Genomic DNA, 19,901 nt, shown 5'->3' with positions numbered 1-19,901 from the left:
CCATCACGAAGTTTCGATCCGGGCTGTGTTTCGGCGCGTATACCATTAGACTGGAAATCGCGTCGAACATATATATAGTCCGGCGACCAACCCGAGGAGCCCTGATCGATGAACGTGTATCCCCGTGACATTGATGACGCCCCCAACAATGATGAGGCCGCGGCAGCGTTGAAAACCCTGCGGAAATGGGCCGAGAACGCGACCGAGGCTGAAATTGGTCAGCTTGATCCTGCTGTCGCGCGGCTTGTGCCGGGGCTCCTGCCGGTCAACTACCCATCCCTGTCGCGGCATTACCCCGAGGGGTTTGCTGTGGATGAGGCCTACCGCGCCTCGTTGCCTGACCTTCAGAATGGACCTTCCAGTCTGATCCGTGGGGCAAAGCAACAGATTCAACATGTTGGCATATCGAATTTCCGCCTGCCGATCCGGTTTCACCGCAAGCAGGGCGACGACCTGACGCTGGAGACCTCAGTGACTGGCACTGTCAGCCTTGATGCGGAAAAGAAGGGCATCAACATGTCCCGTATCATGCGTTCGTTCTACAAACATGCCGAGCGCACGTTCAGCTTTGAGGTGATCGAGGCTGCGCTGAACGACTATATGACCGATCTGGACAGCTTTGACGCACGTATCCAGATGCGGTTCTCCTACCCGGACAGGACTCAAAGCCTGCGTTCGGGTCTGGAAGGCTATCAATATTACGATATCGCGCTGGAACTGGTCGAACAGAATGGCGTGCGCCAAAAGATCATGCATCTGGATTATGTGTATTCCTCGACGTGCCCATGTTCTCTGGAGCTCAGCGAGCATGCGCGGTCTACACGAGGGCAACTGGCGACGCCGCATTCGCAGCGCTCGGTTGCGCGGATATCGGTTGCGGTCGATTGCGATGCCGATTGCCTCTGGTTCGAAGATCTGATTGCGCTGTGTCGCAGGGCGGTGCCGACCGAGACGCAGGTCATGGTCAAACGTGAAGATGAGCAGGCATTTGCCGAGCTGAACGCCGCAAACCCGATTTTTGTCGAAGACGCGGCACGCCTGTTTTGTGCCGAACTTTTGGCCGACCATCATATCGGCGATTTCCGCGTGATCGCCAGCCATCAAGAAAGCCTGCACAGCCATGATGCCGTTTCTGTTCTGACTGAGGGCCCGACCTTTGTGTCCTCCAGTCTGGATCCGAGGCTGTTTACGACATTGTTTCACGTCGGATAGGCGCTAAACTTTTGTAAAACCTTGATTAAGTACCGGTGCGGTGAAATTTCGCCGCATTGCAGCGATAAATGCTGCAAGCGCGAAGTTCTTGCTGTAAACTATCCTTGAATGCAGCCATCTCGTGGTCACTGTTCTGGTGATCATTTCACTCAATCAGGAAGCCGGCACGTGCGACGCCAAGGACTGCAAGGCAACGTAATCCGCCCGTTTAGTCAGGGCGGGCAGGGTTCTTTACTCATTCGCGGGTTGCATCACTTTCACAGGAGAACAACCTCATGAACCCGTTTACCCAGCCATTTGAATTTCAGGCAGCGGCAATTCGATTTGCCGGTGAGGCAATGACCAACCATTTGAAAATCATGCAAATTCTGACCAACTCTGCGATTGAACTGCCCTTCGTCCAGGTTCAGGCTCTGCGTGTCGCCTCCGAAAAGACTGTTGCTGACGTGAAGGCACCTGAGTTCAAATCTCAGGCGATGCCTGTGGTCAATGCTGATCCGCAACCTGCGGCAAAGGTCAAAGTGGCTGTCCAGAAGAAGGCAGAAGTCATGGCAAAGGCCGAATCGCCTAAGCCCGCCCTGGCGAAACCTGTGACAAAAGCCAGAGCGTCGGGGCGTGCGAAAAAGGCACAGACCAAATCCGTGGCAAAACCTGCAGTGGCAAAAGCCGCAGCCCCAAAAGTCGCAGCTAGGCCCGCTGCCCCCAAAGCCGCTACGGCAAAGCCTGCTGTTACCAAAACCGTAACTGCCAAATCTGAAACGCCCAAAGTAGAAGCCGCTAAACCTGCTGCAGTCAGACCTGCAGTGGCAAAAACTGCTGCTCCCGCCGCTGCGATCGACGCTGCTGTTGCAAAAACCGCAGCTGTTAAACCGGCAGCGTCCCAGGTGAAGGCAGATCGGGTTGCAACCGCCAAACCTGCACCTGCAAATCCGGCCGCGTCGAAGGCTCAGGCGGGACAGGCGGCAGCTGCACGCCGGTCACGCGCGCCTTCGAAACCGCCCGTGATGCCCGTCTCGAGCGGCAAAACCGAAAAGTAATCGGGACATCCGCTTGACTCAGTCGTGCAGGCGCGCCAACGCTGCGCCTCATGACGGACATGCGCCCGGTAGGATATGTGATTGGCCTGTTGGTCGCCATTCTTGGGGCGACCATGATGTTGCCCATGCTTGCGGACCTGATCGAGGGCCGCGGTGAATGGCATGTGTTTCTTGAAAGTGGCGTTATCACAATACTGACGGGCGCTGTTCTGGCTATGAGCTGCTCAAATGGCGTTGGCGAAGGGTTGACGATCCGTCAGACCTTTCTGCTCACGACCGGCGTTTGGGTGGCTTTGCCTTTATTTGGGGCAATTCCTTTCCTGTTCGGGGAAACCGAGCTGCGCTTTGTCGATGCCTATTTCGAGGCCATGTCTGGCCTTACGACCACGGGATCGACCGTGATTTCCGGGCTCGACGGGCTGCCGCAGGGGTTGCTTTTGTGGCGCGGTGTGCTGCAATGGCTGGGCGGTATCGGGATCATCGTTGTTGCAATGGTTTTTCTGCCCGAGCTTCGGGTCGGAGGAATGCAGATCTTCCGTTCGGAAGGTTTCGAAACCATGGGTAAGATCCTGCCGCGGGCGCAAGAAATCGCAGGCCAGATTTCCCTGATCTACGTGTTCCTGACCGTGGTCTGCGCGCTTGTTTACACCGGCCTTGGCATGAGTTTCTTTGACGCCGTGGTTCATTCTATGACCACAATCTCGACCGGTGGGTTTTCAAACTATGATGCATCGTTCGGCACCTTTTCGGGCCCGGCGGAATATGCGGCGTCGATTTTCATGATCCTCGCTGCCCTGCCATTTGTGCGTTATGTTCAGTTTGCCAATGGCAGCACCGGCTCCCTGTTCCGCGACAGTCAGATTCGGGCGTTTTTGGCCACGATCGTGGTTCTTGTAGCCGTCATGGCGGTGTTTTTGACCTCTGTCTTTCCGCATCACTGGGAACAGGCGGTGCGGGAATCGCTGTTCAACATCACGTCGATCATTTCAGGTACCGGTTATGCCAGCGTCGATTATATGGGTTGGGGCAGTTTTCCGATCATGGTGTTCTTCCTGATTGGCCTGATCGGAGGGTGTGCAGGATCAACTGCCTGTTCGATCAAGATTTTCCGCTATCAACTGCTGTTTGCATCCATCAAAACTCAAATCCGGCGTATCCGTTCACCGCATGGGGTATTCATGCCTCTCTATGACGGGCGTCCCATCGGAACGGATGTCCTGACTTCGGTCATGAGCTTTTTCATGTTCTTCGTATTGTCTTTGGGCTTCCTGGCATGGGCGCTGGCGCTGACCGGGCTGGATTTCATTACCTCTGTATCGGGTGCAGCAACAGCATTGGCCAATGTTGGTCCCGGCCTTGGGGATCAGATCGGACCAGCGGGTAATTTCAGCGGGCTCAGCGATACAGCCAAATGGCTACTATCTGCGGGGATGCTGGTCGGTCGGCTTGAACTGCTCGCGGTCTATGCGCTGTTCACAGTCCATTTCTGGAGAAGTTGATGAAAAGACCACTTGGCGCTCAAATCTCGCACATGCTCCGGGATCGGGGTGTTGATGTGATTTTTGGTATCCCCGGCGTTCATAATCAGGAGATGTATCGCGGGATCGAAGAAGCAGGCATCACCCATGTTCTTGCGCGGCACGAGCAGGGGGCCGGTTTCATGGCGGACGGATATGCGCGTGCAAGCGGCAATCCTGGCGTGGCCTATGTGATCACTGGGCCTGGGCTGTGCAACATCATGACACCCATGGGGCAGGGGTATTCGGATTCGGTGCCAATGCTGGTGCTGTCCTCCTGCCTTGATGATGATCAGGCGCTGCAGGGACAGCTTCATCAGATGAAGGATCAACGTGCCGCCGGAGAAACGGTTGCGGACTGGTCGTTGCAGGCTAGTACAGCTTCGGCCGCCTATGGCCTGGTTGAACGTGCTTTCGAAGAGTTCGCGCTGAGCCGCCCCAGACCCAAGCACATACAGGTGCCGATTTCGCAGCTTAAGGCACAGGCTGACCCGGCCCCATTCCCGAACCAGTCGGGTTTGCGGACAAAGGCTCTGCCGCCGGACGTCGCGCCGGTCTTGTCGATGCTGAACATTGCGCGCAGGCCGCTGTTCATTCTGGGAGGCGGTGCAAGATCAAACCTGTGGCGGCAGATTCTGACACAGATCGGAGCGGCCTGTTTCACCACCTATGCGGGGCGTGGAATGGTGGGGTTGGATTATGCGTTGGATTTTGGCGCTGCCTTGTCTCGCCCCGAAAGCGCCCAGATCATCGCCTCCGCCGATCTTGTGGTGGTCGTCGGAGCCGAGCTGGGTGAGGCCGATCTGTGGCGCGATGCGCTGGGGCATACGGCCAATATGATCCGCATTGATCTGGACCCTCAGGTCCTGTCAGACCATCATCGGGCATCGGTCAAGTTGCAGGCGGATGGCGAAAGTTTTGCCCACGCGATGTGGGCGTCTATTGATCATGTCAAACCGGCAAATGGCTGGTCTTCGGATGAGGTCTCCGAAGCCCGCAGTAAATGGCGCGCCGAGATTGATGCAGAACGGCCCGGAATTGTCCCGGTGTTGGATGCCTTGCGTAAGGCAATGCCAGCGGATGTGATGGTGTATTCGGACATGACCCAGTTCGCCTATGTTGCCAAGGGGGTGTGGGAAATGCCTTTCCCCTATCATTGGCACCACCCGAACGGCTTTGGCACGCTGGGCTATGCGTTGCCGGCTGGAATAGGTGGCGCTATCGCGCGGCCGGGCAGGCCGACTGCTGTGATAGCTGGGGATTATGGCTTTCACTACACGATGATGGAATTGGGCGTGGCGGTAGAGCTGGGTTTGCCCCTGCCGATCATTCTTTGGGACAATGGCAAGCTGAAAGAGATCGAAGACAGCATGGTGGGCAGTCAGATCGCGCCGAATGCTGTCGTTGCGCGTAACCCAGACTTTTGCAAACTGGCCGAGGCATTCGGCGCCTTGTCTGCCGCGCCCTCAACACTGGAAGACATGCAGTCTGCGGTGCGAAAAGCGTTTTCCGCTAAGGGGCCGACATTGATCCGGATCACTCCGGACATATGGCGCGCAGAATAAAAAACGCCGCCCGGATGGGCGGCGTTAATGCGCGATTTTACGAACTCAATCCCAGCATTGTACCAGAACAGTCATCCCATTTGCCCGGCGGCTAAGCTCATTGGGTGAGACCTGCGTGGCGGCGGTGGCGCTGGATTGACCTGCCAGCCCAGCCTTGCTCAGCGCCTTGTTCAGGCTCTCTGTATTGGCAGACAGGCTGACCGAGGCGGGCAGGGTCCGCCCATTCGTCGGGGTCGGCAAAAGCATCCCGACCACCTGACCGTTGCCGTCAAACACGGGGCCTCCTGCATCGCCGGGTTGGGTGGCCAGCGCCAGACGCTTCACGCCATCCTCACCGTTCAGGCCGCGCAGGTCGGCGATCTGCCCATATGACAGCGTCGGACCGCCCAAAACGCCCTGATACGAGAATCCGGAGACCGCAACCTCGGACTGAATCCGCGGCTTGGTGCTGCTGAACTCGGCCACGCTGATCGGGGAAAGGTCGCGGCTTGGCCGCAGAACGGCGATGCCGATATTGGGATCGGTCGAGGCGACCTCAAGCTCGTGCGCGCCGTCCAGCGTGATCCGCGAGCAGCTATCTGCCGCCTCGGTCACGGTCAGGACGGTGCCTTTGGCATCCGCAAAGAACCCCGAGCGTGACAGGCGCGGTTTGCGAACCTGCAGGCCGGATACAAGATCAATGCTTTGCACAGCGTCCGATCCGGCGGCGGCGTTAAGAACCGCATCAGTGGTGCTAAAGCCCGCTTTCATGGCGGCAAGAACGCGGGTACGGCGCGCCTCGTCCCCTTCGGGCCAGACCAGGGTAAAACCTTTAATCTGACCATCTTTCAGCTTGGCCTCGGTATAGGATACAATGTCATTGCCGCGACCTTCCAGCGTAAAGCTGTCACCGCGCAGCTGGCGAGGGCCTTCAAGCGGAACGATTTCCAGCGACTGCATGACTTCAAAAAGGGCCCGCAGGGTTGCTTTGGTGCCATCCTGACTGATCAGCAGGGCCTGAGCATTCAGGTCGGTCGAGCCGTTGAAATGCACGAAGGGGGCCTCGTAACGGTCGAATGCAACCACACCCAGCGGCATGGCCATCTCGATACCTGCCTGTGGGTCTGTGTAGCGCTGCATTCCGGCGCTGATTAGTGGCGCGTTATAGTCATCCATCAGGGCCTTGCGCTGTGCCGTCGTCAGAACCCCGGTCGCCTCGTATCCGTTGAAACTTTGCCAGTCGCCCATCGAGCGGCGTGTCCCCTGACCAAAGGCACCGTCAATCGTCGAATTGTAGAAACCGGCTGCCTGAAGTGCGGTTTGAAGGCCCATACGCTCCTGCGCGCTCAGCAATCGTTCGCTTTGCAGCGCCTGTGATCTGGTTTCATCGGCAATTTGCGGGGTTGCCTCGGCCACTGGTTGTTCCGGTTCAGGTGCGACCGGCGCTGTCACAGCGGCCTGGTCCTGAGTATTCGCACTGACCGGCCAGAACTGCTGCCCCAGAGTGTTCGAGAAGGCGATAAAGCTGTCGGCTGGAATTTGCCCCTCTGCACGGTACACCCGCAGAACTTGCTCGGCATCGCCGCGCAGATACGGGCCGATAACAATGGCATACCAGCCCGAATTCAGGCGAAATCCATTCACGTCTGGCAACGCGCCAGAATAGGCTTGTGCGCGTTCCTGGGCTTCACGCAGCGAAGGCTGCGCCTCAACCTGGACCCAAACACCTCCGTCTTGCTGCGCAAATGATGCCCGCACGCCGAAAAGGAAAAGAACTGAAATTACCGTTAGTATGCGTCTCATTGTGTGCCTGTGTCCGCGGTGTTTTTCTGCGATGAAGAGTACGCGATATGCGGGTTGAAACACCATGCCTGGAATGCGGGGAATTTCCAGTTTGGCCGCTCAGTGGCTTCCCGGGCACACTGTCCCGTTGACGCCCCTTGGCCCCTTGCATAGGAAGGGCAAAACCCACCGGAACAGGGCGCAATGGCGTCCAAAGGGAATGTGATGACCGTTCAGTCCAACGCACCTCGCTCTTTTCAGGAGATCATCCTGCGCCTTCAGACCTATTGGGCGTCAAAAGGCTGCGCCATTCTGCAGCCCTATGACATGGAGGTCGGGGCAGGGACATTCCATCCCGCGACTACTTTGCGCGCGTTGGGGTCCAAGTCCTGGGCCGCAGCTTATGTACAGCCCTCGCGCCGCCCAACAGATGGGCGCTATGGCGAGAACCCCAATCGCTTGCAGCACTATTATCAGTATCAGGTGTTGATCAAGCCTAGCCCGCCGGACCTGCAGGCGTTGTATCTGGGCAGCCTTGAGGCAATCGGCATCGACATGGACCTGCATGACATCCGGTTTGTCGAGGATGACTGGGAAAGCCCAACCCTGGGCGCCTGGGGCCTGGGCTGGGAGGTCTGGTGCGACGGCATGGAAGTCAGCCAGTTCACCTATTTTCAACAGGTCGGAGGCCATGACTGCGCGCCGGTTTCAGGTGAATTGACCTATGGGTTGGAGCGGCTGGCGATGTATGTGCTGGGTGTTGATCACGTGATGGACATGCCCTTCAACGATCCGCAGTCACCCAGCCCGCTGACCTATGGTGACATATTCAAACAGACCGAAGAAGAATATGCCCGCTGGAACTTTGACGTGGCCAATACCGACGTGCTGCTCGACCATTTCAAAGAGGCCGAGGCTGAATGTGCCACCATTCTGGCGCAGGATCATGACGATCCCAAGACCGGCAAACGCATCATCATGGCGCATCCGGCCTATGATCAGTGCATCAAGGCGTCGCACATCTTTAACCTGCTGGATGCGCGTGGCGTGATCTCGGTGACGGAACGGCAGGCCTATATCGGACGCGTGCGCGCCTTGGCCAAGCAATGCGCCGACGCCTTCGTCCAGACCGAAGCCGCCGGGTACGAGGTCTGATGCGGCAGTTACGCCAAACCGGGAAGCAGAACTTTAAGTCCGTCCGCGATCATGCTGATTGCGATGGCAGACAGGATCATACCCATAAAGCGGCTCATGATCACCCGAGCGTTGTCCGAAAGCCGCTTGGACAGCGCCGCGGCGTTCCAGAATGTGACGAACAGCAAAAACAGCACTGCCAGAAAAACGCCCGCATAGAGTATGACGTCCATAGGTTTGGACATTTGATGTGCATAGAGGATCAACGTCGTGATTGTGCCAGGCCCAACGAGGATGGGAAAGGCCAACGGATAAAAGGCGACGGTGTCGGCCTCGGGATAAGATTTCTTTTCGCCTTCGGTTCCGTGATGCGCCGTGCTCTCGGTGCCGCTCAGCATGTTCAGGCCGATCATCAGGACAACAAGACCGCCCGCAACGCGCAGATCATTGACGCTGATGCCGAACAGTCCCAATGTCTTGCTGCCAATGGCTGCAAAAGCACCGCCCAGGATCAGACAGTAGGTGACGGTTTTCACCGCAACCTTGCGTTGATCTGCGGGGGTCAGACCATCAGTCACGCTCAGAAAAACGGGCAAGTTGGTGATCGGGTTCATGATCGCAAAAAGCGCGCCGAAAAAACCTGCGGCGAGAGTCGTGTCCATTTTCATTACCCTAATGTCAGCCTGTATCAGGTTGGAAACTGGCCCATTTTCGACCTCAATGAAAGAGGCCACGTGAATAGGATGCTCGAACGATGACCGGAAAACTACTTGCTATTCTCCTTCTTGGGTCGGCTGTTCTGGCTGGTGGGGCCATGTACTATCTGCAAGTTTACGGCTTTTATTATGAAGTGGTCTCAAAGCCGGGACAGGATGTCCGTTTGCTAGCAATCGGCGCAGATGAGCCCGAGACCATCGCCTATACGGACTTTCAGGCGATTGATGCGGACAGCTCTCCGATTCGATACCGCGCCTGCTTTGAAACTGACCTGACGCCAGCAGATCTGGCTGGTTATCAGACCGCCAATGACCCCGAACCGTTGACAGCGCCCGGATGGTTTGAGTGCTACGATGCCATCGAGATTGCCAACGCGTTGCAGACTGGTCAGGCGCAGGCCTTTGTCGGGGCTAAGAATATACACTTTGGCGTGGACCGGATCGTCGCTGTAACCCAGGATGGAAAAGGCTATGTTTGGCACGCGCTGAACAACTGCGGGGAAAAGGCCTATGACGGCACGGTCGTCGGAGAGGAATGCCCGCAGCAACCGGAAACGGGGCAATGACTTATCTCATCCCGGATATGATCGCCGCCACGTTGGGGCTAGCTGTCTATCTTTTGGGGGCGGAGTTGAACACGCAGGTGAAGCTGCTTCAGCGCTTCAACATACCCGAACCGGTCAGCGGCGGGTTGGTCGCAGCGCTGGTGATGTTGGGATTATACATGGCCACAGGCATCTCATTCGATTTTGAGATGGCCACGCGGGATTACATGCTGGTGCTGTTTTTTGCGGCAATCGGCCTGAATGCCCGGTTCCTGGATCTGCTTACCGGCGGCAAACCTCTGTTTTTGCTGTTGGTTCTGACATTGATCACCATCATCATGCAAAACGGCATTGGTGCGGTCGGGGCTGTTGCATTTGGTTTTCCTGCCCAATCCGGAGTGTTATTCGGATCAGCTGCACTGATCGGCGGGCATGGAACCGCCATCGCATGGGCGCCGGACGTTGGTGCCGTAACTGGGTTGGAAGGCGCGACCGAGTTGGGGGTCGCAGTGGCGACATTGGGTCTGGTGTTGGCCGCGGTGGTTGGCGGTCCTGTGGCCAAGTATCTTGTCGAACGCTATAATCTGACCCCCGACCGCCCCAACGAAGAACTGACAGTTGGTGTCGCAACCGAAGAACAGCGTTATCCCGATATTACGCCGCTTGGTCTGATGCGGGTCATGCTGTACCTCCATCTTGCCATTATCATTGGCTATGGCGTGAATGTCCTGATCGCAGAGGCCGGCCTGAAACTTCCCCTGTTTGTACCTTGTCTGATCATTGCCATTTTGATCGGCAACCTGCGCAGTTGGTTGCGGCCGAATGCAGTTCCCGTCAGCCGCACATCCGCGCTTGGGCTGGTTTCAGAGCTTGCGTTGGGTACCTTTCTGGCCATGTCGCTGATGAGCCTGCAGTTGTGGACGATTGCGGAACTTGGTGTGACCATTTTGGTCGTACTGGCGGCACAAACCGCCTTTACGGTAATCTTCGTTATCTACGTGTTGTTTCCGGTGATGGGGTCGGGATATCGCGCCGCGGTTCTGGCCGCAGGCTTCGGTGGGTTTGCGCTGGGCGCGACCCCCACCGCCATCGCCAATATGACCGCCGTAACCAAGCGATATGGCCCGTCCCCTATTGCCTTTATCGTACTGCCCCTTGTATCCGCATTCTTTGTGGATATCGCCAATGCCATCGTCATTCAGACGATCGTCAATTTCTAAGGACCGACTATGCCCGACCTGCTGATCGAACTGTTTTCCGAGGAAATCCCTGCACCCATGCAAACCCGTGCCGGTGAAGACCTGAAAAAGCGGATCACCGATGGTCTGGTCGAGGCCGGTCTGACCTATGCCGGGGCCGCCTCTCTGACCACGCCCCGCCGCCTGACGCTGGCGGTCGAGGGTTTGCTGGCCGAAAGCCCGTCCATCCGCGAGGAACGCAAAGGCCCGAAAGTGGGCGCACCCGATAAGGCCATCGAAGGCTTCCTGCGCGGCGCCGGCCTGACCCGCGACCAGTTGGAAGAGCGTGAAACGCCCAAAGGTGCGGTCTATTTCGCGATGATCGAAAAGCCCGGCCGCCCGGCGGCTGACATCGTGGCCGACGTGCTTGAGGCGACGATCCGCAATTTCCCCTGGCCCAAGTCGATGCGCTGGGGCAGTGGCCCGATGCGCTGGGTGCGTCCGCTGCATTCGATCCTGTGCATCCTCAATGATGAGACCGGCGCGCAGGTCGTGCCTCTTGAGGTCGAAGGGATCAAATCCGGCGACACAACCGAGGGTCACCGCTTTATGGCCCCGAACCGGTTTTCTGTAACGTCGTTTGAGGATTATGCCGCCAAGCTGAAACGCGCTTTTGTGGTGCTATCGCCTGAGGAACGCGCCGAACATATTTGGAATGACGCGCAGAACATGGCTTTTGCCGCCGGTCTGGAAGTGGTCGACGACAAGGGTCTGCTAGCCGAGGTGGCCGGGCTGGTCGAATGGCCCGTGGTGCTGATGGGGCAGATTGACGAAGAGTTTCTGGAGCTGCCGCCTGAGGTGCTGCAGACCTCGATGAAGGAACACCAGAAGTTCTTTTCTGTGAAGAACCCTAAAACCGGCCGGATTGAACGATTTATCACCGTTGCCAACCGCGAGACCGCCGACAATGGCGCGACCATTCTGGCGGGCAACCAAAAGGTGCTGTCGGCGCGTCTGGCGGATGCGAAATTCTTTTGGGAGAATGACCTGCGCGTTGCCAAGTCGGATATGCCTCAGTGGACCCGCGCGCTGCAGAATGTGACCTTCCACAACAAGCTGGGCACACAGGCGGAACGGATTGACCGCATCGCAGCACTAGCCCGCGAACTGGCGCCAGTAGTCGGAGCAGATGCGGATCAGGCCGAGAAAGCCGCGCGTCTGGCCAAGGCCGATCTGAACTCGGAAATGGTCTATGAATTCCCCGAACTTCAGGGGCTTATGGGGCGGTATTATATCGAAGTCACAGGTGAAGACGCCGCCGTGGCCGCCGTGGCGCAGGAACATTACTCGCCGCTGGGTCCGTCGGATGACGTGCCGACCGCGCCGCTTTCGGTGACCGTGGCGCTGGCCGATAAGCTGGACACGCTGACTGGGTTCTGGGCGATTGATGAGAAGCCGACCGGGTCGAAAGACCCCTTTGCCCTGCGTCGTGCGGCGTTGGGGGTTATTCGGCTGGTTTTGGAAAACGGACTGAAACTAGAATTAGAAGAACTTGTCACCTCTAGTCTGCTAGAACGAGCCCGGCAGAAAAACTTGGCTGAAGGCCGGGAACAAGAGCAGCGAGTGCTCAAGGTCGCAGATGAGCTCAAAATGAGTCCGCTTTCGCTAGCCAAAGCGATGAACAAAGAACGCCGAAACCCCACGACTGCTTCCGGTATGCTTAAGAAGGCCATCGAGGAAATTAGCCCGTTGAAAACCATGGTTGAAGCTCTAGGATTGACTAAAATCTGGGATGATACAGACGACCTCATCTCCTTCTTCCACGACCGCCTCAAGGTCTTCCTCCGCGACGAGGGCATCCGCCACGACATCATCGACGCCTGTATCGCTATTGACGGCAATGACGACCTCAACCTGCTGGTCAAACGCGCTCGCGCGCTGAACGCGGTGATTGCGACCGAGGATGGCGAAAACCTCGTGCAGGGGTTCAAGCGGGCCAATAACATCCTGACCCAGGCCGAGGAAAAGGACGGGGTGGAATACTCTTATGGCGCGGATGTGAAATTTGCCGAAACGGACAGCGAAAAGGCTCTGTTTGCCGCATTGGATCAGGCGCAGGCGCAGATCGATACAGCACTGGCGTCCGAGGATTTCCCGGCCGCGATGACAGCCATGGCCGCGCTGCGCGGGCCGGTGGATGCGTTCTTTGAGGATGTGCAGGTCAATACTGACAATGACATCCTGCGCCGCAACCGTCTGAACCTGCTCAGCCAGATCAGGAAGGTCTGTTCCAGCGTGGCCGATCTGGCCCGAATCGAAGGTTAACGCTCTTGCGCCACGGGCGCAGGCGCCTATGCTGCGGTGAAACCAAAAGGTGCCGCAGTGCAGAATAACCCGCATACCACTCTGATCACAGCCGAAGCGCCCGTAGCGGCGAATACTCATGGCGGGCGCGCGAAATGCCTGCAGCGCTTGGTTCGGCTGGATTTTCCCGTACCACGAACGGTTGCATTGTCCTTTGATGCAGTGCAACGGATCGCCGGCGGGCAGGTGCCCGACATTGCGGCCATTCTCGAACAGTTCGACGAGGCGGCGCTGCTATGTGTTCGTCCAAGTTCCGAGGACCCCGATTGGGGCGGGCCTGGGGCAATCCTCAACATCGGTATGAATGATGCGCGCTATGTGGATCTGTCAGACGAGATGGGGAACGAGGCCGCGGCTGCACTGTCGCTGCGCTTTGTTCAAAGCTATGCCATTCATGTGGCGCGTCTGGATGCGGATGTGTTTGACGACATCGAGGCCGATGGGCTGGAAGGTCTGCGCCAGTCGTTGCGGGCCTATGAGGATGAGACCGACGAGCCCTTCCCACAGGATCGTGGTGAGCAGCTGGTTGCGGTTCTGCGTTCGATGGCGCGGGCATGGGATGGAACCTCAGCCCGGCTGTTACGCCAGGCAAAAGGTGCGCCAGCGGATGCAGGTCTGGGTCTGGTCATTCAAGAGATGGTCCCGGGTGTGGGGCAGGGCGAATGCGGGTCCGGCGTTCTGCAACTGATTGATCCGACAACAGGGCTGCAGCAGATAACCGGTCGTTATCTCAGCCAAAGCCAGGGTCGCGATGCGTTGGGCGAGGGGGTCGCTGCGCTGTATCTGGAAAAGGATCCGCGTGGTAAGTCGCTTGAGGAAGTTGCGCCCAAGGCATTCGCGGAACTCAAGGCACATGCTGCAATCATGCGCGAAAAGCTGCGTGAGGAAATGCAGGTCGAATTCGTCATCGAAAATGGGCACGTTCACATTCTGGACGGTGTGCGCGTGCAGCGCAGTGCCCGTGCCGCCATGCGGATTGCCGTTCGGTTGGCCGAGGATGGCATCATTCCTCAGCAAGAGGCGGTGATGCGGGTCGATCCGCATTCTCTGAACGAGTTGCTGCACCGGCAGGTTCACCCCGACGCGCGCCGTGATGTGCTGACCACAGGCATTGCAGCCAGTCCAGGGGCGGCAACCGGAAAGCTTGTGTTTACTGCGGCCGAGGCGCAGGCCAGTGCCGCGCGGGGCGAGCCCTGTATTCTGGTGCGCCGAGAGACGTCCCCGGAAGATGTCCGGGGAATGCACGCCGCAGTGGCTGTTCTGACCGAAAAGGGTGGGATGACAAGCCATGCGGCCGTGATCGGTCGCGGCTTGGGCCTGCCTTGCATCGTCGGCGCCTCTGAAATGCGGTTTCAGACCAAAGAGAAGATGTTGACAGCTCAGGATGGCCGCGTTTTCAAAACGGGCGACAAGCTGACGATAGACGGAACTTCGGGGCAGGTTCTGGCGGGGCAGCCCGCGATGCTTGAGGCGGCGCTAGACGATTGTTTTCAGACGCTTATGAGCTGGGCAGACGCCGAACGTGATATTGAGATCCGCGCCAATGCCGATACGCCTGCGGATGCGCAGACCGCTCGGAACTTTTCGGCACAAGGGATCGGCCTGTGCCGGACGGAACATATGTTCTTTGATCCCGGCCGCCTGATCGTGATGCGCGAAATGATCTTTGCCCAAACCTCTTCCGGTCGTGCGGCGGTTCTGGAACGTCTGCTTCCGATGCAACGCGCAGATTTCGTGCAACTCTTTCGAATTATGGAAGGTCAACCGGTCTGTATCCGCCTGTTCGACCCGCCGTTGCATGAGTTCCTGCCCACGACTCGCAGTGGCCAGCGTGAATTAGCAGAGGCACTTGATCTGCCGGTTTCGGATGTGGAACGCCGTGTCGCCGAGATGACCGAATATAATCCGATGTTGGGATTGCGCGGCGTCAGGCTGGGCATCACGGTGCCGGAAATCTATGATATGCAGGCCCGAGCAATCTTTGAGGCGACGCTTGAGGCCAGCGAAGAGGGCGCTCTGGTGGTCCCCGAGGTGATGATACCGCTGGTTTCGGCCAAGCGCGAGGTTGAGCTTGTCAAATCTCGGATAGACACGGTTGCGGCGTCGGTAGCCGCTGAACGAGGGCAAGAGTTCGAATATCGGCTGGGGGTCATGGTGGAAACGCCGCGTGCTTGCCTGCGGGCGGACGAAATCGCTCCACAAACTGCGTTCCTTAGCTTCGGCACCAATGATTTGACCCAAATGACCTACGGATTGTCTCGTGATGACGCTGGTCGTTTCATGTCTGCTTATGTGCGTCAGGGTGTTTTCGCCGAGGATCCGTTCCACGTGCTAGATCCCGATGGTGTAGGGGAATTGCTGAAGCTGGGGTCTGAACGCGGACGCCGGGTTCAGCCGGACGTGACCCTGTCGGTCTGTGGTGAACATGGCGGAAACCCCGAATCAATCGCAATTTGTCGGGATTTGGGGTTCGACTATGTGTCATGTTCACCCTTCCGGGTACCTGTCGCTCGGCTGGCTGCCGCTCAACTGGCGATTTCGTCCAGACTTGGGGGTTGACAGTAACTGCCGACCCAAGGATTAGTGGGAAAAGAAGGTAGCCGTCGTCAACTTATTTTGACGTTACGGCGATTTTCCACTTGCATCTTCTTCTGATCTGGACGTTTCCGATTCAATTCGGTATGAGCCTCATCGCGCCCGCCGGGGGAGGGTATGGCGCAGAATGTGCCTGTGCGAGGTTATCTGATGCTAAGATATATTCTGGCTGTTGCCGTTATGGCGACAACCATGCTGCCTAGTGTGTCCTTCGCTGAGAGGGAAGCAACCGATACTGCGAAACGTGAGCTGGTCGCCCGTAGCGAACTGCCCGGTCAGAATTTTCGCGATTATCTGAATTTGTTCAAGCCCCGACAGGAGCCTGAGCCGAAAGAAGTGTCCTACTCCAAGAGCTGGTTGGACGAGCAACCCACCGCCACCGGAGGCGAACAGTTCAAGTGCCTGGCCGAGGCGTTGTACTTTGAAGCGCGCGGCGAAGGCGTGCGCGGTCAGTTTGCTGTGGCGGAGGTAATCCTCAACCGTGTTGCCAGCAGCCGCTTTCCCGACACGCTGTGTGGTGTGATCAATCAGGGCACAGGTAAGAAATACCAGTGCCAGTTCACCTATACCTGTGACGGTCAAGAGGAAGTGATCCGTGAAAAGAAGGCCTATGAGCGTGTAGCGAAAGTCGCGCGTACAGCCATCGACGGGGCTGCCAAAAAGCTCACCGAAGGGGCTACGCATTATCACACGACCGCAGTGCGCCCGTCTTGGGCCAAGGTCTACAAGGAAACCGCGCGTATCGGTGTCCATATTTTCTACCGTCACAACTATCAGACGGCGAGTAACTGATTGACGCACCCGCGCTGGAACCCTACTGGCGCGGGACGAAAATCGGTTTAGATTGCGGGTCCAGGAGGCCCGTATTGGTGTTATCACGCAGACAGATTTTGCAATCCGGTACAGCAATGTTGCTGTTGCCCAAGGCAGTACATGCCGCAATAGATGATTTGGTTGCCCAGATCGTCTCCCGACAGCTGGCCCCTGACGGGTACCCCGAGACCTCGGTTTGGTCCTTTGGTGGAAATGTGCCCGGTTCAGAAATTCGCCTGCGCAAAGGGCAAAGCGTCCGGCGCAGATTGGTAAACGATTTACCCCAACCCGCTACGATCCACTGGCATGGCATTCGGATTGTCAATGCAATGGACGGAGTCCCGGGTCTGACGCAGGACGCTGTTCAGCCTGGCCACAGTTTTACCTATGACTTTGTGGTCCCGGATGCGGGAACATATTGGTATCATGCCCATAACCGATCCATGGAGCAGGTTGCGCGTGGCCTCTACGGCCCATTGATTGTCGAAGAAGATAATCTGCCTGATGTGGATCAGGATTTGACCCTTGTCCTGGACGACTGGAGGTTGGCCCCGGAAACCGGGCAGATCGTAGAAGATTTTGATAACCAGCACGACCTCAGCCACGCCGGGCGTTTGGGCAATCTCGTCACAGTTAATGGCCAGTTTGATCCAGAATATGCAGTGGCGCGCGGTGCGCGCCTGAGGCTGCGGCTGATCAATGCGGCAAATGCCAGGATATTCGATCTGGGGCTTGATGGTCTTACAGGTTGGATTGTCGCCTTGGATGGAATGCCTCTGGTTGACCCTTTGCCGTTTTCCGGGAACGTCCCGCTTGCACCTGCTCAGCGGATGGATCTGATCGTGGATGTGCAAAGTGATGAGGGTCAGATTGCCGGGCTTGTAAGTCAAGAACGCGGTGACAGCTTCGGTCTGGTTCGGCTTGCTGTGGTCGGTCAGGTGGCGGCAAACAGGACTGGAATCCGCCCTTTGCCAGCAAATGAGATGCCTAAGGTTCGGCTGGACGACGCACCGATCCATCGCATGACGCTGCAAGGCGGGGCCATGCGCTGGCTGGATTCCGCCAATATGGGCGAGACCGAGCTATCAGGCCGTGAATTGGCCCAACTCGGGAGGTTTTGGGCATTGAATGGCTATTCTGATCGACCGGATGAGCCGTTTCTGGATGCGCGATTGGGAAGTGCTCATCAGATTGAGTTTGTCAATGAAACAGCGTTTCCCCACGCTATGCACCTGCATGGGCACCATTTCCGCATCATCCTGGATGGCGGCACGCTGGGCCCCTGGCGCGACACGATACTGATAGGGCGGGGTCAGACCCGTAAAATCGCGCTGATTGCTGACAATCCAGGCGACTGGTTGTTACACTGCCACATGCTGGGTCATTCAGCATCAGGAATGATGAGCTGGTTTCGCGTCAGCTGACGCCGCATTCGAAGACTGGAATGGCGCTTGTTGCAGTGTTATAGGGCCTGCAATGTGTAAATAGGTCCGAAAAGTCCACCAAGCCCAAAGGGTCAACCGCATGAGTTCTGAAATCCGTCTTGCCTTTGCGCACCCGTCCGAGCGGTCCGAGGCGACTGCCACGCGGGGACCTCTGGATCGCATCTCTCTGCGTGACCATATTGTCGAGGTCGAGATCGGCGCCTTTCAGGCCGAGCGTGGAACGACGCAACGCATCTGCTTCAATATCGTTGTCGAGGTGCGCCCGCTGACCGATCCTATTGACGATGATGTTGATCGCATCCTGTCCTATGATCGTGTGACCGAGGCCATCGCCTTTGAGCTGTCGGCCGAGCGGTTGAACCTGCTGGAAACTCTGGCGGACCGGATTGCCGAGAGAATTCTGCTTGAACCTCAGGCTGTAAGAGCCTTTGTCAGAATAGAAAAGCTGGATCGTGGCCCCGGCGCTTTGGGCGTTGAGATCGTGCGCGGTAAAGATGCAACTCACCACGAGCTGGTCGAGGAAGAGCGTCCGCACCCGCGTTTGGCCTTCCTGTCAAACGAAGCAATCGCGTCGGACAATCTGACCGGCTGGATTGACCAGTTGGAAAACCGGAAACGCCCCCTGATCCTCTGCGTCGGGGCGGCGGATATGGCCGTTTCGCAAACCGGTCACGCGATGACTCAGCGCCGGATCGACCTGCTGGCCATTGAACAGAACGCCTGGGTACTGGCCGCGCGCGACCTGCGCTGCGTTGTCGTTTCCACCCGGACCGAGTTGGATTGGGCCATGAAGAACGGGCAGATTTGCGTCTGGGCGCCGTCCAAGATCGTGCTTGATGCAGTGGACGGCCCGTCGGCTGCGCCCTCGGATGCGGTCGCTCTGGCGGCGTGGTTTGCCGCGACATTCGAAGCGAGCGAGCTGATGGTATTCGGAGGCGCCTTGCCGGACTCACCCCAGACTCCGCTGCGCGCTGTGCCGGTGGATCAGGCGACCCTGTGACCACTTACTATCGCCCTTTGGTTCAACATGGTGAGGCGCGCCCCGAGGGGGCGGTCGCCTTGGCCGGCCAGACGCTGTGGTTCACCCATGTCGAACGCCTCAGCCGGACCGCAGCCGCGCGCATCCTCCCGGCTGCGCAGGTTCCCGGCGATGTGCTGGATCGGCTGACACGTCCACGGGCCGCTATTTCTGGCGTTGCGATGGATCGGCCCCAGATCATGGGCATCCTCAATGCCACGCCGGACAGTTTCTCGGATGGCGGGGTGCATAACTCGGTCGAGGCGGCACAGGCTGCGGCGCGGGACATGGTCGCGCAGGACGCCAGTATTCTTGATATCGGAGGCGAGTCGACACGCCCCGGCGCAAGTTTTGTTCCTGAAGACGAGGAAATCGCCCGGACCGAACCGCTGATCAAAGCGATCAGATCGGCCACCGATGCGCTGATTTCCATAGACACCCGCAAAGCCGCCGTCGCCAAAGCCGCCTGGAAAGCCGGGGCAGGGCTGATCAATGACGTCTCGGGCTTTACCTTCGACCCGGACCTTGCGCCGTTCTGTGCCCAGGTTGGGGCCCCTGTCTGCGTGATGCACATGCAGGGCGATCCCGGTTCGATGCAGGACGACCCGACTTACGACAGTGTTTTGCTGGATGTTTATGACTTCCTACATGGGCAGGTTGGTTTTCTTGAAGACCTCGGCATGAGCCGGGACCAGATCGTTATCGACCCGGGCATAGGATTTGGCAAAACCGAAAAGCACAATCTTATCCTTCTGCAGAATCTCAGCCTGTTTCACTGTTTGGGGTGTCCGATCCTGCTGGGCGTATCCCGAAAGGGGTTTATCGGGCAGATAGGCAAAGAGCCCCGCAAAGACGCGCGTGCGCCGGGATCCATCGCCGTGGGGCTGGCCGGATTGGCACAGGGTGTGCAGATCCTGCGTGTTCATGACGTCGCTGAAACCGCTCAGGCCTTGCGTCTATGGGCCGCCGTCCGGTAATCCGGTCGCAAGCAAGAATTTACG

The 19,901-nt window shown here is 57.9% G+C and carries 15 protein-coding genes; 13 read left to right on the top strand and 2 right to left on the bottom strand.

Going from position 1 to position 19,901, the window contains the following annotated elements; genetic code table 11:
* Window positions 1-108 precede the first annotated feature (108 nt).
* The 4 genes from folE2 to AC2FIZ_RS04980 all read left to right on the top strand — a co-directional run bounded on the left by folE2 (window position 109) and on the right by AC2FIZ_RS04980 (window position 5,331).
* Complete coding sequence (folE2, locus tag AC2FIZ_RS04995) at window positions 109-1,212, top strand: GTP cyclohydrolase FolE2 (protein WP_142634540.1); 1,104 nt, start codon at window positions 109-111, stop codon at window positions 1,210-1,212.
* Between the two features lie 275 nt (window positions 1,213-1,487).
* Window positions 1,488-2,249 carry a hypothetical protein gene (locus AC2FIZ_RS04990; RefSeq protein ID WP_496790670.1) on the top strand — a complete coding sequence of 254 codons (762 nt, stop codon included), beginning with the start codon at window positions 1,488-1,490 and terminating at the stop codon, window positions 2,247-2,249.
* 50 nt (window positions 2,250-2,299) lie between these two features.
* Window positions 2,300-3,748: a TrkH family potassium uptake protein gene (locus AC2FIZ_RS04985; RefSeq protein WP_496790669.1), complete on the top strand. Its 1,449-nt coding sequence runs from the start codon at window positions 2,300-2,302 to the stop codon at window positions 3,746-3,748.
* Window positions 3,748-5,331: a thiamine pyrophosphate-binding protein gene (locus AC2FIZ_RS04980; protein ID WP_496790668.1), complete on the top strand. Its 1,584-nt coding sequence runs from the start codon at window positions 3,748-3,750 to the stop codon at window positions 5,329-5,331. Before AC2FIZ_RS04985 ends, AC2FIZ_RS04980 begins: the two co-directional genes overlap by 1 nt.
* A 45-nt stretch (window positions 5,332-5,376) precedes the next feature.
* Here the strand turns inward: AC2FIZ_RS04980 and AC2FIZ_RS04975 are convergent, their stop codons facing one another.
* Window positions 5,377-7,113, bottom strand: coding sequence for a serine protease (locus AC2FIZ_RS04975; protein WP_496687528.1), 1,737 nt, complete (start codon window positions 7,111-7,113; stop codon window positions 5,377-5,379).
* 204 nt (window positions 7,114-7,317) lie between these two features.
* Here AC2FIZ_RS04975 and AC2FIZ_RS04970 point away from each other — a divergent pair, with 204 nt between their 5' ends.
* Window positions 7,318-8,247: a glycine--tRNA ligase subunit alpha gene (locus AC2FIZ_RS04970; protein WP_281972405.1), complete on the top strand. Its 930-nt coding sequence runs from the start codon at window positions 7,318-7,320 to the stop codon at window positions 8,245-8,247.
* Window positions 8,248-8,255: 8 nt separating this feature from the next.
* Here the strand turns inward: AC2FIZ_RS04970 and AC2FIZ_RS04965 are convergent, their stop codons facing one another.
* Window positions 8,256-8,888 (bottom strand): MarC family protein, encoded by a 633-nt coding sequence (locus AC2FIZ_RS04965; protein ID WP_142634527.1) that lies wholly within the window; start codon window positions 8,886-8,888, stop codon window positions 8,256-8,258.
* A 92-nt stretch (window positions 8,889-8,980) separates the two neighbouring features.
* Between AC2FIZ_RS04965 and AC2FIZ_RS04960 the strand changes: the two genes are divergently transcribed.
* The 8 genes from AC2FIZ_RS04960 (at window position 8,981) to folP (ending at window position 19,877) form a co-directional block, all read left to right on the top strand.
* Window positions 8,981-9,508 carry a DUF6446 family protein gene (locus AC2FIZ_RS04960; RefSeq protein WP_496695035.1) on the top strand — a complete coding sequence of 176 codons (528 nt, stop codon included), beginning with the start codon at window positions 8,981-8,983 and terminating at the stop codon, window positions 9,506-9,508.
* A complete protein-coding gene (gene gltS, locus AC2FIZ_RS04955) occupies window positions 9,505-10,707 on the top strand; it encodes a sodium/glutamate symporter (protein ID WP_496700057.1) in 1,203 nt (400 codons plus the stop codon). The genes AC2FIZ_RS04960 and gltS overlap by 4 nt, the downstream gene beginning before the upstream one ends.
* A gap of 9 nt (window positions 10,708-10,716) precedes the next feature.
* Window positions 10,717-12,990 carry a glycine--tRNA ligase subunit beta gene (gene glyS, locus AC2FIZ_RS04950; protein WP_496790666.1) on the top strand — a complete coding sequence of 758 codons (2,274 nt, stop codon included), beginning with the start codon at window positions 10,717-10,719 and terminating at the stop codon, window positions 12,988-12,990.
* Window positions 12,991-13,026: 36 nt separating this feature from the next.
* Window positions 13,027-15,588: a putative PEP-binding protein gene (locus tag AC2FIZ_RS04945; protein ID WP_496678154.1), complete on the top strand. Its 2,562-nt coding sequence runs from the start codon at window positions 13,027-13,029 to the stop codon at window positions 15,586-15,588.
* Window positions 15,589-15,774: 186 nt separating this feature from the next.
* A complete protein-coding gene (locus tag AC2FIZ_RS04940; protein ID WP_496710154.1) occupies window positions 15,775-16,416 on the top strand; it encodes a cell wall hydrolase in 642 nt (213 codons plus the stop codon).
* 116 nt (window positions 16,417-16,532) lie between these two features.
* Window positions 16,533-17,861, top strand: coding sequence for a multicopper oxidase family protein (locus tag AC2FIZ_RS04935; protein WP_496790665.1), 1,329 nt, complete (start codon window positions 16,533-16,535; stop codon window positions 17,859-17,861).
* Window positions 17,862-17,961: 100 nt separating this feature from the next.
* On the top strand, window positions 17,962-18,882 hold the full coding sequence (locus tag AC2FIZ_RS04930; protein ID WP_281972293.1) for a dihydroneopterin aldolase: 921 nt from the start codon (window positions 17,962-17,964) through the stop codon (window positions 18,880-18,882).
* On the top strand, window positions 18,879-19,877 hold the full coding sequence (gene folP, locus AC2FIZ_RS04925; protein ID WP_281972292.1) for a dihydropteroate synthase: 999 nt from the start codon (window positions 18,879-18,881) through the stop codon (window positions 19,875-19,877). The genes AC2FIZ_RS04930 and folP overlap by 4 nt, the downstream gene beginning before the upstream one ends.
* The last annotated feature ends 24 nt before the right edge of the window (window positions 19,878-19,901 follow it).

The sequence above is a fragment of the Ruegeria sp. CDSB022 genome, assembly GCF_059611145.1.
Note: the sequence above shows the minus strand (reverse complement) of the source record. Positions and strands in the feature narration are given on the sequence as shown.